This window comes from Lederbergia wuyishanensis (assembly GCF_022900255.1).
Classification (GTDB): Bacteria; Bacillota; Bacilli; order Bacillales; family Bacillaceae_C; genus Lederbergia; species Lederbergia wuyishanensis.
In genome coordinates, this window is the sequence record NZ_JALIRM010000005.1 from 139,992 (window position 1) to 156,115 (window position 16,124).

The window sequence follows — 16,124 nt, forward strand, 5'->3', positions numbered from 1 at the left end:
CTCCTTTCAAAAAACTTATTCGAATGGCGTCTTGCTGATTTCTAGAGCCACAGCTAATTTTCCATCATATCCGTGACCTGCAAGAAGCAAACGTCCTAATTCATCCAACTCAAAATGTGTAAGGCCTTCGGCGTATATCCATCCAATTGGAAGCTTTAATCCAACTCGGTATGGCCCGTCTCCTACAATTTTTCCATGCTCATAGCATACTTGTGCATTACGAATATATGCTCCGGCTGAAAAGAATGATTCATTATTATGTGCAGCGTATGCACCATTTGTTGTTTCCAAATGTATGTAAACACTTTCACCAGCGAAATCGTTTATATGTTGTTGCACCTGCAATAAATTTATTTTTTCCATTTCCTTGGCCTCCTTCCTTAAGGAACGATATATTTATTTTACTAATAAATTTGCATTTTGTCTTATAAAAAAACACCCGAAAAGATGGATTCTCTTCCCGGGCGTATAATTTAAGCTTTTTTATTGTACGCTCCATGCATAACTGGACCAACATATTGATTCAGCTTCCAACCATGTTCAATCGCTGCTGTAACAAACTCCTTAGCGGCAGAAACCGCGTCCTTCACAGATTTTCCATGTGCCAAGTTTGCAGTAATGGCAGCTGCGAACGTACAGCCTGCACCGTGATTGTATGTGGTCCCCAATTTTTCTTTTTCAAGAAGTACAAATTCGTTTCCGTCATAGAAAAGATCCACTGCTTTATCGTGATTCAAACCTTTACCGCCTTTAATGACGACATTTTTTGCTCCTAGCTCGTGAATTTTCCCAGCCGCTTCTTTCATATCATCGATTGTTTTAATTGGGCCTGTTTTAGCAAGCTGCCAAGCTTCGAAAAGGTTTGGCGTAACAACAGTTGCACGAGGTACGAGCAGTTCGCGTAAAGCTTCCGTGTTTTCGGGTTGTAGCACTTCGTCTTCACCTTTACATACCATTACAGGGTCAATTACGACTTTATCCAATTTATGCTCATCAATTTTTCGGGCGCCGAGTTCAATGATATCAACAGATCCGAGCATTCCAGTTTTCATAGCGTCGATACCAACTGATAAAATTGTTTTCAATTGTTGTTCAACAATAGATACATCGATTGGAAAAACACCGTGGCTCCAGCTATTGTCTGGATCCATTGTTACGATGGACGTTAATGCGGTCATCCCGTAGACGTCGTGTTCTTGAAATGTTTTTAAATCCGCTTGTATACCTGCACCGCCGCTGGAGTCAGAACCAGCAAGAGTCAATACCTTTTTCATAGTCATTAAGCGTTCCTCCTAGTTTCACTGGATGTTTATTTTTAGAATATACCAAATTTCCCGTTATGAAAAGATTTTTAACCTTTACAAAACAGGGTGTCCCATTGTAAACTAAAAATGTTAAATTACACATGATTTTCCAAGGGAGGAATGTAGTATGTCAAATGTAATCATTAAATTCATAGAAAACTTCATACTGCCCGTGGATCATGGTGTTAATTTAAGATAATTATTAAAAATCCATTGATTCATCCATTTTCCATGGGCACATATAAGCTCATGGTTTTATTTTTGTACGGGATACGTATGCCCATTTTACAAAAAACAGAAACCGCGACTTGCGGTTATTTTTTTTGTCTAGCTTCAGCGCCTATCAACTAGCAAACTTCTTGTTCTTCTCCCTACGATAAGTCAACATCGATTCGCCTAAAGGCTCATCGTGTTTCCTTTATCTCAGTCGAAGGCCGAAAAAGGAACGTCGACTAAAACCGCCACGTCCTGTGGCGACGTCGACGGACCCACATCCTGTGGGCCTGTACGTCGATAAGCAAGGCGCTTACGCTTTTCTACATGCAAAAAATTGGAGGAATCTTAATAATGGATTTAAAAACTTTAGGTTGGAATGAACAATTTGAAAATGAATTCGAATCAATTAAACAAGATGGCTACTCAGTGGGAAGAGTTGCCTTAGAACATAAGCATTTGTATAGAGTATTAACAGAAAGTGGAGAAGTATTAGCAGAGGTGTCTGGGAAATTTCAATATAATGCCGCCGGTCGGGGAGCTTATCCAGCAGTAGGGGATTGGGTTGTACTTTCTATAAGAATGGAAGAGAGTAGAGCAACGATTCACCACGTTTTACCGAGAAAAAGTAAATTTTCCCGAAATATAGCTGGTGCTACAACGGAAGAACAGATTGTTGCAGCAAATGTTGATACTGTTTTTATTGTAGCTGCCCTCAATGCTGATTTTAACGTCCGAAGAATTGAAAGATATATGCTGATGGCTTGGGAAAGTGGGGCTAATCCAGTAATAATTTTAAGCAAAGCAGATCTTTGTCAGGATATAGATGAGAAAGTAAGCGAAACGGAATCAGTCGCAATTGGAGTCCCGATTCATGTTGTAAGTGCTGAGCAAAATATAGGACTTGAGGCACTTTCTCCTTATATAAAAGAAGGCAAAACTGTTGCGATTCTAGGATCATCCGGAGTTGGCAAATCGACTTTAGTCAATACATTTACAGGGAAAGAAACATTAAAAACAGGCGGCATCCGTGAGGACGACGCTAGGGGGCGCCATACAACAACCCACCGTGAACTTGTTGTCCTTGAGCATGGAGGTATATTAATCGATACCCCAGGAATGAGAGAATTGCAGCTTTGGGAAACAGATACAGGACTTAGTCAAGGCTTTTCCGATATCGAGAATTTGGCATCCCTTTGTAAATTCAGAGATTGTGGCCATCATAATGAACCAGGATGTGCAGTTCGCAGAGCTATTGATCAAGGTGAATTGGACGAAGAACGGTATAAAAGCTATCTCAAGCTGCAAAGAGAACTAGCATATTTAGAGAGAAAAGAAGATAAACAACTAGCTCAAGCTCAGAAAGATAAATGGAAAAAGATTACGATTGGGCAGAGGAAAAAAAGGTGAATATGCCATATATAATAGAAGTTGTTTTAGAAAAAAATGCTGAGATTTCCTCCTTTCTAAATAAAATGATTAGAGATTTTAATAATGAGCATTCCATTCATCATAGGAAAGTAAGGAGAGAAGGTTCAAAACAACCGATAAATATTATTGTAATGGATGAGGATAAAAAATGGGTCGGTGGTATAACTGCTGAAGTTTATTGGGAGTGGCTTGAAATAAACAAATTTTGGTTTGATGAAAAATATAGAGGTAAAGGATTAGGCGGACTATTACTTGAAGAAACCGAAAGAATCGCAATAGATAAAGGTGCAAAAAAGGCACTATTAACTACTTATGAATTCCAAGCACGATCTTTTTACGAAAAAAAGGGATACGAGGTGGTCGGTGAAGTTAAAGACTATCCGCCAGGAAGCAGTTATTATACATTGGTGAAGTCGCTAATTTGAAAATGAAAGATTTAATGAGACAGGGGAAATAAATGCTAAAGAATTCCGAAGAATATAATGATCCAATTTTATATGATAAAGAAAATGAATCTTATAATGAAGATATTTCATTTTTATTGAAATGGGCTGAAAAAAAGCAAGGACCAATTATTGATTTGGCTTGTGGAACAGGGAGAGCTACAATTCCGTTGGCGAAGGAAGGACACCAACTGATTGGAGTAGACATTCATCCTAGTATGTTAAACGAAGCGGAAAAGAAGGCATCTAAACAGAATCTGCCAATCAAATGGATTATACAAGACTGTACCGAGTTTGAATTAAATGTAAAAAGTGGCTTGATTTTCACGGTTGGAAATTCTTTTCAACATTTCCTTACAAATGAATCGCAAGATGGATTATTATCTTCCGTGCATAAACATTTAGAACACGAGGGAATCTTTATTTTTGGCTCAAGGTTTCCGAGTACGGAGGAATTATTACAGCCAAGCTCAGAGGAGTATTGGAGAACATATATCGACCGTGAAACTGGGGATAAAGTGGATGTTTATACTATCAGCAGCTATGATAATCTAGACCAGATTCAACACTACGAAACGATTAGGAAATATAAAAATACTCATGATGAAATCGTAAATGAAAATAGAACAAAAATTAGTTTGCGATACGTATTTCCAAAAGAAATGGAACGACTATTATCCGTACATGGATTTAAAATATTGCATGTATATAAAGATTGGAATGAAACACCAATTACAAATGATAGCTATCAAATGGTGTATGTTTGTCAAAAAATATAAGATGTTAGATGTGAGGCCGCTTGGATAATCCGAGCGGTTTTTTGCATTATTAATAATTCGCTATGAAAGAAGGACTATACGAATAAGCGAGGAATAATTATATGAGAAAGAATGTAAACGGAATTCGAACGAGGTGAACTCAATGAAAGTACGACTCTCAGTTTTTAACGAAAACTGGGCTCAAATGTTTCAGGATGAAGCCCACTTTTTAAAAACAATATTTGGCGATGAAGTAATAAAATTCGAGCAATTTGGGAGTACATCAGTTAGAGGCCTAAAGGCTAAACCAGTAATCGACATGATGTGTATCGTGAAAGACATTGAAAAGATAGATTCATTCAATGCTAAAATGGATTCTCTTGGATATGATGTTGCAGGAGAATGGGGGATTCCAGGAAGAAGATTATTTCGAAAAGGTGGGGAAAATAGGACACATCATATTCATTTTTATCAACAAAATAATCCACATATTAAACGTCATTTAATTTTTCGTGATTACCTGAGATCTCATCCACAAGAAGCAGAAAGTTATAGTGAATTTAAGGAAGAGCTAGCGCGCAAATTTGATGACACAAGGGAGTATAGTCTAGCTAAAAGAGCATTCGTGAAAGAAATGGAAGAGCGGGCTTTGATCTGGTTTCAAAGGAAAAAAAACCTATCACTCTGAACATTTTCAGGAGGAATCTTTTTTTGAAAATATTAATATGGATTATCCCCAATATTATGTGTTACTTAATGTTTATCGGTTTGATTATTTTTATAGTAAAAAATGAGGACGGATTACTTGAAATTAATCAGTTATTCATATGGTTGTTAATAAGCATTATTCTCTTGCTAGCATCTATTTACGGCAGCTACAGAATTCAGCGATGGATAAAAGAAGGAAAAATATAGTGGAGGTCGGGGGAATTTGATTGAAAACAGTAGTTATCAATTTTCTTTTTCGAATTTTGTTTTATCCATTACCTAAAATATTGATTAGTAAAGAAGAAGAGAACGCATTTAATCATTTATTCGAAAGTTCTTGTAAAAAAGTGGATAAATTAATTACATATAACCTTGCTATCCCTAAAATTAAATTTCTTTACTATTTAACGAAAAATAAGCGAATTATTTTGCATGGATCCAATAATAAAGAAATAGATAAGTTTGAACCGCGCCAACAAACTTTATATAACGGAGAATTAGCCACAGCGATTTTTGCTACTAAGGATCCAATATGGCCTGTTTTCTATGCAATTTTGGATAAAGAAAAGATAGTCGGAAATATAAGAAACGGATCCATTTCAACAAATGGCAAAAAGTATTTTCACTTTTATTCTATAACTAAACCAACACTCTTAAATAAGCCTTGGACAACTGGAATGATTTATATATTGGCAGAAGACTCCTTTACCAAGATAAGTAAAGGTGCTATTCAGTTCAATGAGTGGGTAAGTGAAAAAGCCGTATCACCAATTGCTAAATTGGAAATTGAACCAAGCGATTTTTATTTTTTAAATAAGGTGGCAATTCATCGTTCTGAAGAATCGATTGTTAAATCATGGCTTCTATACAAAGTTAGAAGTTTGATAAAAGGCGCATAACCTAGCGTGAATAATAAAATATAATATTGGTTTTCTTTAAGAAACAGATGTCTTCTTTGAGATGTCAAACTGCTTGTTAGGAATACAAAAAGAGTGTTTAGAGCTTGTTTTATGTATCGACGTTTAGTTTGCTTCAGCGCAAAAAATATTAATAAAAGACGGAAGTGTCCTAGTGTCTTAATAGAATATATTTTGATAACTATTTTGTCTTTCTTCTTATAAAATGTTAGATGACTTTTTATGAGTGATAGCAGTGGAGAAAGGTATTCTTTGAGGTAGAACACATCATGTATTCATTTTTTTGACATAATCGTAAATTGAAAGTCTTTCCTTTTTTAAGAGAAAAGAGGCTGGACATAACTAAAACAATCAAACCTAAAGACGAACAGTGATCAAATTTAGCGGAGGAAATATACGAAGACTCCTGTGGGAGGAAGGCATAGGTGAGACCCTGCAGCTCAGGACGAGCGAGGAGGCTCACCAGCCGCCCACGGAAAGCGAAGTATATTTCAGGAGCGGGTATGTACACTAATCAACCTATTGTTCGGTTTTATCTTTGTCGAAAAGAGTTATGCCCGGTCTCATAAGCTTACACATTTATATTATAATTCAAAACCAACTCATCACCAGGTAGTCCTCTTATGCCCCAATTATGTTTTGGTGTTTCAAAAATAGTAATCTCGACATCTTGAGGGGATATTTCTAATTCTGTATTAATACGTTCAAATAACAACTTTATTAATTGCTTTTTTGCTTCAACAGTTCTACCTTCAAACATGCTAATCTCGATTATGGTATATGCTTCAGTTCTTCCATCTGCAAAATAAAAGTCACTTTTATCCAGGGGGAAAAAACGATGGAATTTCTTATCTGTAGGATATTCAAGTGCATCAACCATACAAGAATGAATAATGCTCGATAAAGTTTCCTTAATTGGATCTAGATTATCCTTAACCCCATAAATTTTAATTTGTCCCATGCTTATTTTTCCTCCAAATGATTAATCATTTCTAATACGTTTAATCGTTTTTAAAATCAAAGTGGAAGGTCTACTATGCATAAATCCTTGATTGAAAATAGAAGAAGAAGGTTATTAATCCTGAACAAAGGGAAAAGATTTTTCGCCACTTAAATTTTAATAATACTAATTTTCGTATAGAACCACTTTCTATATACTTACGAACCCGTCGATCGATAATGCTTCACCCCAAACTGCCAAACTAGTAAACAAGGGAGAATAAACACAATTCCTACAACAGGAGCCAGCATATTTATTATAGATTGTCCTTCGCTTCTCCCTAACACGTACAATAAAGGCAAGTAGTTGACGCATCCAAATGGAATAACGAATGTAAAAAATTTCGTCACCCATTTATGGTAGATATTTAATGGGTATTGTGCCATTTCTCTGCCGCCGTCTGTAAAAATGTTCACGACTTCAAGTCCTTGAATCGTCCAAAAACAAAGTGTAGCCGCCAACATAAAAATTCCGGTAAAAATAAATACTCCGCTCACAATCATCAAAATAAGAACACATACTTTTACAAAACTCCATTCAATCGATAGATTACTTAATGCCCAAGCTAGGACAATAACACTTTGTATTAGCCGTCCAAATCTCGTAAATTCAAATTGGGATCCCATCACTTGGATGATCGTACCTCTAGGTCGTACGAGCAATCTATCAAAATTTCCATTCCTCACAAGGGAAGAAAACGAATCAAATCCCCGTGCAAAACACTCACTGATGGCAAATGCCATATGGATTACGGCAAAGCAAAGGGCCACTTCAAAAAATGTCCATCCTTTTATTTGTCCGAAGCGTTCAAATAAAAAGTATAATCCGGCAAAAACGGAAAACGGAATGAAAAATTGGCCGAATGATAAGAGCCAAAACGATGTTCGATACTGCATTTGTGACTTGAACAATATATGAAGATATTTAAAGTATAAACTCATCCTACTTCACCCTCCTTGAACGACGACTCTTTGCAATGCTTTTTGAAAGGCAAATCTTCCGAGTAAAACAAGAACGACTAGCCATACGAGTTGAAAAAGAATGCCAATCAACGCCTCGTCCTGCGGGATATGTCCTGAATAAACTCGAAATGGAAAATCAGCAGTATAACGAAATGGCAGCATATAAGCGATATTTTGCATCCAAGTAGGCATTAAAGGAATTGGAATTGTCAGTCCAGCAAAAAACTCACCTATCACACTAAACATAAGTAATGAACCCACTGGTGACATCGTGATGAAGACAGAGATGTAAATGAACATGGAGATGGCTACTAGGAGTAATAAACCAAGAATGATAGATGTTAAAAATAAAAGAAAGGTAGTGAAGTTTGACGGTAATGTCATCCTATATGGTTGCGGTAATAAAAAAGCAACAATAAGGATAGGGAAGCTGCGAAGAATCGCACTTGACAGACGTTGCGCCAGTAATTTGGCATACCAAAATCCATAGATCCCGCAAGGTCTACAAAGCTCATACGCGATATTGCCAGTTGTAATTAAATCGAAAAGTTCATTATCTCGAAACCAAAGCATGATGAAGGCAAGGAACGCTTGCTGAAGCCAGAGGTATGTAATTAATTCTTTTAATGACATTGGAGGAGTTTGTATAGCATGTTCGTAAAATGCCTCAAAGATCATAATGTACATAAATCCCCAAAAAAACTGCGTTGCTACACCAGCTAGTGCCGCTGTTCGATATTGCATCCCGTTCATGAGCCTTAACTTCAAGACAGAGGTATAGGCACTCATATTTGGTACTCCTTATACAGCTGGACGATGATTTCTTCAATAGGCTGTGAATCAATCGAAAGGTCAACGATTTCCACCATACTTGATAATGTGGCAATGACTTCCGAAACCATAATTTTCTCTGTATCCACACTTAAAACTGCTCTCTCGCTAGTTTGAGAGAGTACGGTCACCCCGTTAATATCAAAATCCAGCGTTGTTTCTCGATAATCTACCGTCATCATTTTGGTAGAGCCAAACTTTTTCCGTAGGTCATTCAGCTTTCCGTCATATAGTAAACTGCCTTTTCCAATTAAAATGACCCGGTCAGCAAGTGCCTCGATATCATTCATATCATGGGTGGTCAATATGACTGTTACGCCTTTTTCTTTGTTAATCGTTTTGATGAAATTTCTTACAGCGATTTTCGAAAGTGCATCTAGTCCAATTGTTGGTTCATCCAAAAATAATACGCTTGGACTATGCAGTAAAGAAGCTGCTATTTCGCAACGCATTCGCTGACCTAAACTTAACTGTCGTACTGGTGTGTTGATAAGCTCCTTTAGTTCAAGCGTTTCTACTAATAAATCTACATTTGATTTATATTCTTGCGGGGGGATTTTATATATATCACGGAGAAGTTCAAAAGAATCCATGACAGGAACATCCCACCAAAGCTGGGAACGCTGGCCGAAAACAACTCCGATATTTTTAACATATGAAACTCTTTCTTTCCAAGGAGTGTATCCCATAATCTTGCATTCTCCGCTATCAGGTACTAAAATGCCGCTCATCACTTTAATCGTCGTAGATTTTCCTGCACCGTTCGGTCCGATATAACCGACAATTTCTCCTGGTTCAATTGAAAAAGAAATATTATTAAGCGCATGAACAATTTTATGCTCACGATAAAAAAGCGCTTTCAGTGAATTAGTAAGTCCAGTTGAGCGCTTAGCAACCTTAAATGATTTACTTAATCCTTCAATTCTAATCAAGCATGTCCCTCCCTTTAAAAAACATAATCGGAAGGAAGATGTTACCATTATATAATAAAGCTGTCAATCCGTTTTTTAAAAATTTGAAAAATATATGATATAATTTTGTTAGTAAGAAAGGATGATGACTGTGACTCTTTATCAAAAAAATCAGGTTACGTTAAATGAGTTTTTACAAATTCGAGAGAATACGGAAGAACTCTTGGAGTATATTGACGGATTTATCTACATGTCACCATCACCATCGATAAGACATCAACGAATATCTAGGAAGCTCTTAGTTCAATTGGATCGTTTTTTGGAAGGGAAGCCTTGTGAAGTTTTTTCGGCACCAATTGATATAGAATTAAAAAACGACGAGATGGATGGAACAAAAATTGTCATACCAGATCTTAGTGTAATTTGCGACAAAGAAGGATTTACGGATGCCAAATATGTCGGTGTTCCAAGTCTAATAATAGAGATTCTAAGCCCTTCCAATCAGTCTCATGATTTAATTACGAAATTAAATATATATATGACTTATGGTGTGAAAGAATATTGGATTGTTAATCCAATTCTGCAATCTATAACAGTGTACACCCTTAATGATGAAGATATGTATGAACAACATGACATGAAAACGGAAATAGGACAGATTCATTCGAGTTTTTTGGAAGAATTCTGTATTGAATTAAAGGAGCTTTTTTCTGAAAAGTAAAAATCGAGTGTTAACTGTATGCCAACGCTCAATTTTTTAATTATTTTCCGAATACTGATGTTTTTAAAAGTGCAAGACGCTCGCGGGTTTTTAATTTCCATTCAACGACTTTCGGTGTTTTTGCTGCGACGGCATCTGACTCCAAATCTAGTTGCCGACCAATTTCTCGAGCCCGAGCGAGATGATAGTCGCTTGTAATAATCGTAACAGCGTTAACTGAAGCGGGGAGGAGTTTCTTGGAAAATAGAATATTTTCATAGGTGGAAGTCGATGCTGTTTCCAGAATTAAACGATTTTCCTCAATACCATTTTCCATGAGATATCGTTTCATTGCTTCTGCTTCAGAAATATCTTCATCAGGACCCTGTCCTCCAGATAAAATTATTTTTACGTGAGGATGTTCTTTCGCATAATTTAGAGCTGCTTCAAGTCTGTAACGCAAAGAAAGTGATGGAACCTCACCATTTACTTTTGCACCTAGAATAATAGCATATTCATATTGTCCATTTGCTATAGGCAACTTGCCAGCGATTATCCAATTTCCTGTTTTTATCCACATCGTTATACCGAATACGGCAAAAGGAAGTAACCATATTAATATACGTTTTAATTTCAACTAACCTCACCTCATAATTAAAGAATATCGGACTTCTTCCTAGTAGTAAATCTATTTTTAAAGGGGGGCGAAGAAGTGAACACGATTATTTTAGCAGGGGGAAAATCAAGTCGCATGGGTGAAAATAAGGCTTTGGTGAGAATAGGCGGAAAACGAGTAATCGATCGATTGATAGAGGAATTTCTTCCTGTTTCGGAAAAGGTCATTGTTATCGCCAATGAAGTGTTTACCCTAATAGATGATTCGGTTCTAATCTTAGAAGATTCAGAGACATATAAAGGTCAAGGTCCGTTGGTTGGGATATTAACCGGGCTAACTGCTGTAAAGGAGGGCACATGTTTAGTTGTTGCCTGTGACATGCCTTTTGCATCTAGGGAGTTAGCTACGCTTCTTGAACGTACACTTATTGAAAAAAATCTTGACGCGGCGGTTCCTATTGCAGATGGACAAATCCATCCATTATTTGCTGTCTATCAAGCTCGGATATTAGATGATGTGATTTCAACTCTAAAAGAGGGTAAAAGGGCAGTGAAATCTTTGCTAGATCGTTTAAATGTTGAGTATATTGAGATTGGAAAGTCATTAGATTTTTGGAATATGAATACAAGGGAAGAGTATTTAGAAGCGAAAAACATTATTGAAGGGAACGAGTCTGATTGAATTGTGAAATTACGAGGGACACTATTAAGATAGATGAAATATACGCCAAAGTGGTAAGGAGGGAAGCCGGAGCTGTTACTACTTTTATCGGAACCGTTCGGGAGCTTACATATGGCAGAAAAACGCTATATTTGGAATACGAAGCATACGAAGAAATGGCTTTAAAAAAACTTGAGCAAATTGTAGTGGAAATGAAGGAACGCTGGCCAGGAGTAGAAGCAGCAATTTCGCATAGAATTGGACGCTTAGAAATAAGTGATATCGCTGTTGCGATTGCTGTCTCTTCACCACATCGCCCGGAAGCGTATGAAGCAAATCGTTACGCTATTGAGCGGATTAAAGAAATTGTTCCGATTTGGAAGAAGGAACATTGGGAAGACGGAGAGAAGTGGATTGGAAACCAGCGGGGAACGAAGGAATATGTGGATGGAATACCAGAGGAGGTCGATTTAATTGAATAAAATATTATTATTTGCCCAATTAAAAGAACAGGCTGGGAGTAATACCTTAGCTTTGGATGTTTCAGGAAAAACTGTAAAGGAACTGCGTGATTATCTAGAGTCAGAAACAGATTTAGGTAGCTTGACTGGAATAATGATTGCCATAAATGAAGAATTTGCTACTGATGAAACAATAATAAACGCTGAAGATGTAATCGCTCTAATCCCACCAGTAAGCGGGGGCTAATAAAAATGGATCGATACTCGAGACAAATTTTATTTAAAAAAATTGGAGAATCTGGACAAAAAGAAATAGGGAAGAAGCATGCAATTATTCTTGGGGTAGGCGCACTTGGAACGCATACCTCGGAGACACTTGCTAGAGCTGGTATAAGAAAGCTACAAATTATTGATCGGGATTATGTCGAAATGAGCAATCTACAGAGGCAGCATTTGTTTACGGAAGAAGATGCCATTAAAAAATGGCCGAAAGCAGAAGCAGCGAAAAATAGATTGCAGCAAATAAATAGTGATGTTGAAATTGAAGCAATTGTTGCCCAGGCAGACGAAGTTTTGCTTGAAAGAATAATAGAGGATGTCGACTTACTCATCGATGGAACGGATAATTTTGAAACACGATTTTTAATGAACGATATTGCTCATAAGTATGATATCCCGTATATTTTCGGTTCCTGTGTCGGTACCTTCGGAATGGCCTTTACGATTATTCCAGGGGAGACTCCATGTTTACAATGTTTATTAAAAAAATTGCCTTTACAGGGGCAAACATGCGATACCGTTGGAATTATCGCTCCAACAGTTCAAATGGTTACAGCACATCAAAGTGCGGAAGCTTTAAAAATTTTATCCGGCAATAGGAAAGCGGTGCGAAAAACCTTTGTTTCGTTTGACCTGTGGGAAAATGAATATGTTTCTTTAAAAGCAGATGCACTCAAAAGTAAAGATTGTCTTACTTGTGGGGAAGACTGTACTTTTCCATTTTTACAAGCTGATTCAAATATGAAAGTGGCGGTTCTATGTGGTAGGGATACTGTACAAATTCGTCCGGTTGATGGGGTCCCTATTTTATTGGAACAACTTGCTGATAGGTGGCGTTCCGCGGGATTTGAAGTTGGAGGAAACCCTTTCTTGCTTTCAATCGTAAAAGAAGGAACAAGAGTTGTCTTTTTTAAAGATGGCCGCGCGCTCGTCCATGGTACAAAAAATCCAGACGAAGCGAGGAAAATCTATCATTCTTTAATAGGTTAGGGGAGTTTTGTATGGTAAGTTCTGCAACAATTGTTTCAATGATTGTTTCATTTATCATTGCAATAGGTACACCTATATTTTTGCTTGTTTTTTTCAAAAAAAGATACAAAATATCGCTTATTGTATTATTGATAGGGATGGCGACGTTTTTTCTATTCGCTTCGGTTTTGGAAGGACTTTTACATAGCTATTTGCTCGTATGGAATACATCTACGAAACAATTTTTAGAAAATCCATGGCTTTTTATGCTATATGGAGGACTAATGGCTGGTATTTTTGAAGAAACTGGCAGATTTATAATGATGAAATTAGCTTTAAAGAAATACCGGGAGTGGAAAGATGGACTCGCGTTTGGACTTGGACATGGCGGAATGGAGGCTATTCTATTAGTTGGGGTCAATAGTATTGTGATGCTTGTTTTTGCTTTTATGATTAATAATGGAACGTTTGATTCATTGTTAATCAATGAACAAACAAGAGAATCGATGGCTCCAATTAAGGCTCAATTGACGAGTGGTTCTTCGTTTATCATCCTTTTAGGAGGGATTGAACGCTTAAGTGCTCTCGCCATTCATCTCGGTCTATCAATCCTCGTATTATATTCAATCCGTAGTCGTAAAATTATGTTTCTTTTTTTAGCGATCCTCATACATGCATTTTTTGATTTCCCTGCAGCTCTTTACCAAGCAGGTGTCATTAAAAACATTTATTTAGTAGAGTTGTTAATAGCAATTATCGCGGTAGGTTCAATTTACTGGGTTGTGAAATCCAGAAAATTATTCAAAGATGATATAAGGGCTGCCAGTTAGAGTATGGCAGCCCTCATTAATTGAATATTAGTGTTGAGTTGTTGCAACGATGACAACTTGTCCTTGGTCGAGAACTTTCTCGTATTGTTCTGCTTCTGCTTCAGTTAATCCGACTGCTTCAAATTTAGCGCGAAGTTCGTCTCCTCTTTTTCGGAAGACATTGCTGACCGAATCAAGAACTCCAAGCTCTCCCACTCCTACTACTCCGGTATCTGTAACGTCCGTCAAATCCTTGGATCGTTCTTCATCATGAGCAAATAAATAAATATCATCATGCTCAAATCCTTGGGCAGTAAGTTCATTTATGATATTTTTTGCTTCTAGACCATTCTCGCAAACTCTGACGGTATTCATGCATTACATCTCCTTTTCTAGTAAATATATGGACACTATTTATATAACCGGAAACATTTTAAATGAAACATTTTTGGGGTAAAGAGTACAGAAACGAATGATGAAAGAAGGGACTACATGAAGAACATTTTAAAAAATGATTGGGCTCAATTGCTAGAATCGGAGTTTCAAAAGCCATACTATGAAAAGCTTTGGGCTTTTTTAATCGAAGAGTACTCAAAGTTTACCATTTATCCAAATCAGAAAGATATATTTAACGCTCTCCATTACACACCATATGAAAATGTGAAAGCTGTTATTCTTGGTCAAGATCCCTACCATGGACCTGGCCAAGCTCATGGTCTTAGTTTTTCCGTTAAACCAGAAATGCGAATACCGCCTTCGTTAAGAAACATATTTAAAGAGTTGAAAAATGATATTGGGTGTGAAGTTCCAAATAACGGTTATTTAGTTAAGTGGGCAGAACAAGGCGTCCTCATGCTTAATACGATTTTGACTGTCAGAGCTGGGCAGGCATTTTCTCATCGAGGGAAAGGATGGGAGATTTTTACGGATAGAGTGATTTCGTTGCTTAATGAACGGGAAAAGCCAGTTGTATTTATTCTTTGGGGACGTCCAGCACAAGAAAAAATCGCGCTTATTAATACGAATAAACATAAGATCATTCAATCTCCACACCCTAGTCCATTTGCGGCAAGAAAGGGCTTTTTTGGCAGCAATCCTTTTTCAAAAACGAATGAGTTTTTGCATGAATTAGATGAAACGCCTATTGATTGGCAAATTCCTAATATATAATTTTTTCGGATGGCTCTTTTCTAAACTTTGTTGCTTTTTTATATTAATACCTATTGAGGATTTTTATGTAAAAAGAGAGGAACATGAGAAATCATTTCATTATAAATATGTCCTTCCAATGCTGTCGATTGTACGACTCCATCTAAAATTAACATCCGCCCAAAATTATAGGAAACAGCAATCATGACATGCTGAAAGGCGGACTTTACCGAAAAAATGATTTCTTTAAGACGATAGCTGACAGTTAAATTTCCTCAGTCTTTTTTAATAAGCCAGTAATTCGAATCTACTTTTTGCAGCCATTCCACGAAATATCACGCCTTTCGCATGAATTTATTTTTTGATTTTTATCGTAAAAATGCCTATGCTGTAATTGTAGCAAAGGAAAAATGCTTAAGCGAGGAAACGAATGGCTACCAATTGTAATTGCAATGACTGGAGTTGTCAGAATGAGTATTTCATATAAAACGTTGCTGGAAAAAATGGAAATCGAGATAAGGAAAGCTAGGGGAGCAAATGGAGAGCACGAGCTAAAAGGGCATCTATATGCAGTTAAAGCCCTCGCTGAATTGGCGTTAGAGGGAGAAGTTAGTGGCAATTTTACAACTCAAAAAAACACGGTTCTTGAAAATGTCCAAACTATTTCTATTCCTAGCCAAGAACCAGTTAAGATGGATGACGGAGCGAATGGAGATTCATTGTTTGATTTTTAAAAGAAAAGCGTAAGCGCCTGTCCATCGAGGTACAAACTTCGGGGCCTCTGACTGAGATAAAGGAAACACGGAGAGGAACGAGCCGATGTTGACTTATCGTAGGGAAGAGGACAAGAAGTTTGCTAGTCGATAGGCGCTGCAGCTAGACAAAGAAAAGCGTAAGCGCCTGTCCATCGAGGTACAAACTTCGGGGCCTCTGACTGAGATAAAGGAAACACGGAGAGGAACGAGCCGATGTTGACTTATCGTAGGGAAGAGGACAAGAAGTT

General features: G+C 37.2%; 22 protein-coding genes and 1 pseudogene. 14 read left to right on the forward strand and 9 right to left on the reverse strand.

Features of this window, described 5'->3' with window-relative positions; all coding sequences use genetic code 11:
- Window positions 1-15 precede the first annotated feature (15 nt).
- Window positions 16-363, reverse strand: coding sequence for a YojF family protein (locus MT489_RS10200; RefSeq protein ID WP_244681442.1), 348 nt, complete (start codon window positions 361-363; stop codon window positions 16-18).
- Between the two features lie 110 nt (window positions 364-473).
- A complete protein-coding gene (gene pdxK, locus MT489_RS10205; RefSeq protein WP_244681443.1) occupies window positions 474-1,280 on the reverse strand; it encodes a pyridoxine/pyridoxal/pyridoxamine kinase in 807 nt (268 codons plus the stop codon).
- Window positions 1,281-1,871: 591 nt separating this feature from the next.
- On the opposite strand from pdxK, the gene rsgA reads away from it, so the two are divergent.
- From rsgA to MT489_RS10235, 6 genes are all read left to right on the forward strand, one after another.
- The gene (rsgA, locus tag MT489_RS10210) at window positions 1,872-2,927 is read left to right on the forward strand and encodes a ribosome small subunit-dependent GTPase A (RefSeq protein WP_244681444.1); all 1,056 of its coding nucleotides are present in this window, start codon (window positions 1,872-1,874) and stop codon (window positions 2,925-2,927) included.
- A 2-nt stretch (window positions 2,928-2,929) separates the two neighbouring features.
- Window positions 2,930-3,373 carry a GNAT family N-acetyltransferase gene (locus MT489_RS10215; protein ID WP_244681469.1) on the forward strand — a complete coding sequence of 148 codons (444 nt, stop codon included), beginning with the start codon at window positions 2,930-2,932 and terminating at the stop codon, window positions 3,371-3,373.
- 32 nt (window positions 3,374-3,405) lie between these two features.
- Window positions 3,406-4,170: a class I SAM-dependent methyltransferase gene (locus tag MT489_RS10220; protein ID WP_244681445.1), complete on the forward strand. Its 765-nt coding sequence runs from the start codon at window positions 3,406-3,408 to the stop codon at window positions 4,168-4,170.
- A 142-nt stretch (window positions 4,171-4,312) separates the two neighbouring features.
- Complete coding sequence (locus MT489_RS10225) at window positions 4,313-4,837, forward strand: GrpB family protein (protein ID WP_244681446.1); 525 nt, start codon at window positions 4,313-4,315, stop codon at window positions 4,835-4,837.
- A gap of 23 nt (window positions 4,838-4,860) precedes the next feature.
- Window positions 4,861-5,064 (forward strand): hypothetical protein, encoded by a 204-nt coding sequence (locus tag MT489_RS10230; RefSeq protein ID WP_244681447.1) that lies wholly within the window; start codon window positions 4,861-4,863, stop codon window positions 5,062-5,064.
- A gap of 20 nt (window positions 5,065-5,084) precedes the next feature.
- Window positions 5,085-5,756, forward strand: coding sequence for a hypothetical protein (locus tag MT489_RS10235; protein WP_244681448.1), 672 nt, complete (start codon window positions 5,085-5,087; stop codon window positions 5,754-5,756).
- A gap of 589 nt (window positions 5,757-6,345) precedes the next feature.
- On the opposite strand, the gene MT489_RS10240 is transcribed toward MT489_RS10235, so the two are convergent.
- The 4 genes from MT489_RS10240 to MT489_RS10255 form a co-directional block, all read right to left on the reverse strand.
- Entirely contained in the window at window positions 6,346-6,735 is a 390-nt protein-coding gene (locus tag MT489_RS10240) for a tautomerase family protein (RefSeq protein ID WP_244681449.1), read from the reverse strand.
- A 197-nt stretch (window positions 6,736-6,932) separates the two neighbouring features.
- Window positions 6,933-7,715, reverse strand: coding sequence for an ABC transporter permease (locus MT489_RS10245; RefSeq protein ID WP_244681450.1), 783 nt, complete (start codon window positions 7,713-7,715; stop codon window positions 6,933-6,935).
- A gap of 6 nt (window positions 7,716-7,721) precedes the next feature.
- Window positions 7,722-8,525, reverse strand: coding sequence for an ABC transporter permease (locus MT489_RS10250; RefSeq protein ID WP_244681451.1), 804 nt, complete (start codon window positions 8,523-8,525; stop codon window positions 7,722-7,724).
- Complete coding sequence (locus tag MT489_RS10255; protein WP_244681452.1) at window positions 8,522-9,499, reverse strand: ABC transporter ATP-binding protein; 978 nt, start codon at window positions 9,497-9,499, stop codon at window positions 8,522-8,524. Before MT489_RS10255 ends, MT489_RS10250 begins: the two co-directional genes overlap by 4 nt.
- Before the next feature lie 130 nt (window positions 9,500-9,629).
- On the opposite strand from MT489_RS10255, the gene MT489_RS10260 reads away from it, so the two are divergent.
- On the forward strand, window positions 9,630-10,199 hold the full coding sequence (locus tag MT489_RS10260; RefSeq protein WP_244681453.1) for a Uma2 family endonuclease: 570 nt from the start codon (window positions 9,630-9,632) through the stop codon (window positions 10,197-10,199).
- A gap of 40 nt (window positions 10,200-10,239) precedes the next feature.
- On the opposite strand, the gene MT489_RS10265 is transcribed toward MT489_RS10260, so the two are convergent.
- Complete coding sequence (locus tag MT489_RS10265) at window positions 10,240-10,815, reverse strand: YdcF family protein (protein ID WP_244681454.1); 576 nt, start codon at window positions 10,813-10,815, stop codon at window positions 10,240-10,242.
- 75 nt (window positions 10,816-10,890) lie between these two features.
- Between MT489_RS10265 and mobA the strand changes: the two genes are divergently transcribed.
- From mobA to MT489_RS10290, 5 genes are read left to right on the forward strand one after another with little or no spacing between them, the layout of a single operon-like run.
- The gene (gene mobA / locus MT489_RS10270; protein WP_244681455.1) at window positions 10,891-11,475 is read left to right on the forward strand and encodes a molybdenum cofactor guanylyltransferase; all 585 of its coding nucleotides are present in this window, start codon (window positions 10,891-10,893) and stop codon (window positions 11,473-11,475) included.
- On the forward strand, window positions 11,472-11,936 hold the full coding sequence (locus MT489_RS10275) for a molybdenum cofactor biosynthesis protein MoaE (RefSeq protein WP_244681456.1): 465 nt from the start codon (window positions 11,472-11,474) through the stop codon (window positions 11,934-11,936). The genes mobA and MT489_RS10275 overlap by 4 nt, the downstream gene beginning before the upstream one ends.
- Window positions 11,929-12,162 carry a molybdopterin converting factor subunit 1 gene (moaD, locus tag MT489_RS10280; protein WP_244681457.1) on the forward strand — a complete coding sequence of 78 codons (234 nt, stop codon included), beginning with the start codon at window positions 11,929-11,931 and terminating at the stop codon, window positions 12,160-12,162. The genes MT489_RS10275 and moaD overlap by 8 nt, the downstream gene beginning before the upstream one ends.
- Before the next feature lie 5 nt (window positions 12,163-12,167).
- On the forward strand, window positions 12,168-13,184 hold the full coding sequence (locus tag MT489_RS10285) for a ThiF family adenylyltransferase (RefSeq protein ID WP_244681458.1): 1,017 nt from the start codon (window positions 12,168-12,170) through the stop codon (window positions 13,182-13,184).
- A gap of 11 nt (window positions 13,185-13,195) precedes the next feature.
- Window positions 13,196-13,993: a YhfC family intramembrane metalloprotease gene (locus tag MT489_RS10290; protein ID WP_244681459.1), complete on the forward strand. Its 798-nt coding sequence runs from the start codon at window positions 13,196-13,198 to the stop codon at window positions 13,991-13,993.
- A 27-nt stretch (window positions 13,994-14,020) separates the two neighbouring features.
- Here MT489_RS10290 and MT489_RS10295 read toward each other — a convergent pair whose 3' ends face one another.
- Window positions 14,021-14,347, reverse strand: coding sequence for a YflT domain-containing protein (locus MT489_RS10295; protein ID WP_244681460.1), 327 nt, complete (start codon window positions 14,345-14,347; stop codon window positions 14,021-14,023).
- 117 nt (window positions 14,348-14,464) lie between these two features.
- Between MT489_RS10295 and MT489_RS10300 the strand changes: the two genes are divergently transcribed.
- Entirely contained in the window at window positions 14,465-15,142 is a 678-nt protein-coding gene (locus tag MT489_RS10300) for a uracil-DNA glycosylase (RefSeq protein WP_244681461.1), read from the forward strand.
- 53 nt (window positions 15,143-15,195) lie between these two features.
- On the opposite strand, the pseudogene MT489_RS10305 reads toward MT489_RS10300, so the two are convergent.
- A pseudogene (locus MT489_RS10305) lies at window positions 15,196-15,393 on the reverse strand (spermidine synthase); the annotation flags it as partial.
- A gap of 198 nt (window positions 15,394-15,591) precedes the next feature.
- Here MT489_RS10305 and MT489_RS10310 point away from each other — a divergent pair.
- Window positions 15,592-15,855: a YwdI family protein gene (locus MT489_RS10310; RefSeq protein ID WP_244681462.1), complete on the forward strand. Its 264-nt coding sequence runs from the start codon at window positions 15,592-15,594 to the stop codon at window positions 15,853-15,855.
- Window positions 15,856-16,124: the final 269 nt, after the last annotated feature.

Bases quoted from the DNA above. Each gene is read 5' to 3' on its own strand.
- MT489_RS10200 (WP_244681442.1), bottom strand. From the start codon at position 363: ATGGAAAAAATAAATTTATTGCAGGTGCAACAACATATAAACGATTTC.
- pdxK (WP_244681443.1), bottom strand. From the start codon at position 1,280: ATGACTATGAAAAAGGTATTGACTCTTGCTGGTTCTGACTCCAGCGGC.
- rsgA (WP_244681444.1), top strand. From the start codon at position 1,872: ATGGATTTAAAAACTTTAGGTTGGAATGAACAATTTGAAAATGAATTC.
- MT489_RS10215 (WP_244681469.1), top strand. From the start codon at position 2,930: ATGCCATATATAATAGAAGTTGTTTTAGAAAAAAATGCTGAGATTTCC.
- MT489_RS10220 (WP_244681445.1), top strand. From the start codon at position 3,406: ATGCTAAAGAATTCCGAAGAATATAATGATCCAATTTTATATGATAAA.
- MT489_RS10225 (WP_244681446.1), top strand. From the start codon at position 4,313: ATGAAAGTACGACTCTCAGTTTTTAACGAAAACTGGGCTCAAATGTTT.
- MT489_RS10240 (WP_244681449.1), bottom strand. From the start codon at position 6,735: ATGGGACAAATTAAAATTTATGGGGTTAAGGATAATCTAGATCCAATT.
- MT489_RS10245 (WP_244681450.1), bottom strand. From the start codon at position 7,715: ATGAGTTTATACTTTAAATATCTTCATATATTGTTCAAGTCACAAATG.
- MT489_RS10250 (WP_244681451.1), bottom strand. From the start codon at position 8,525: ATGAGTGCCTATACCTCTGTCTTGAAGTTAAGGCTCATGAACGGGATG.
- MT489_RS10285 (WP_244681458.1), top strand. From the start codon at position 12,168: ATGGATCGATACTCGAGACAAATTTTATTTAAAAAAATTGGAGAATCT.
- MT489_RS10290 (WP_244681459.1), top strand. From the start codon at position 13,196: ATGGTAAGTTCTGCAACAATTGTTTCAATGATTGTTTCATTTATCATT.
- MT489_RS10295 (WP_244681460.1), bottom strand. From the start codon at position 14,347: ATGAATACCGTCAGAGTTTGCGAGAATGGTCTAGAAGCAAAAAATATC.
- MT489_RS10300 (WP_244681461.1), top strand. From the start codon at position 14,465: ATGAAGAACATTTTAAAAAATGATTGGGCTCAATTGCTAGAATCGGAG.
- MT489_RS10310 (WP_244681462.1), top strand. From the start codon at position 15,592: ATGAGTATTTCATATAAAACGTTGCTGGAAAAAATGGAAATCGAGATA.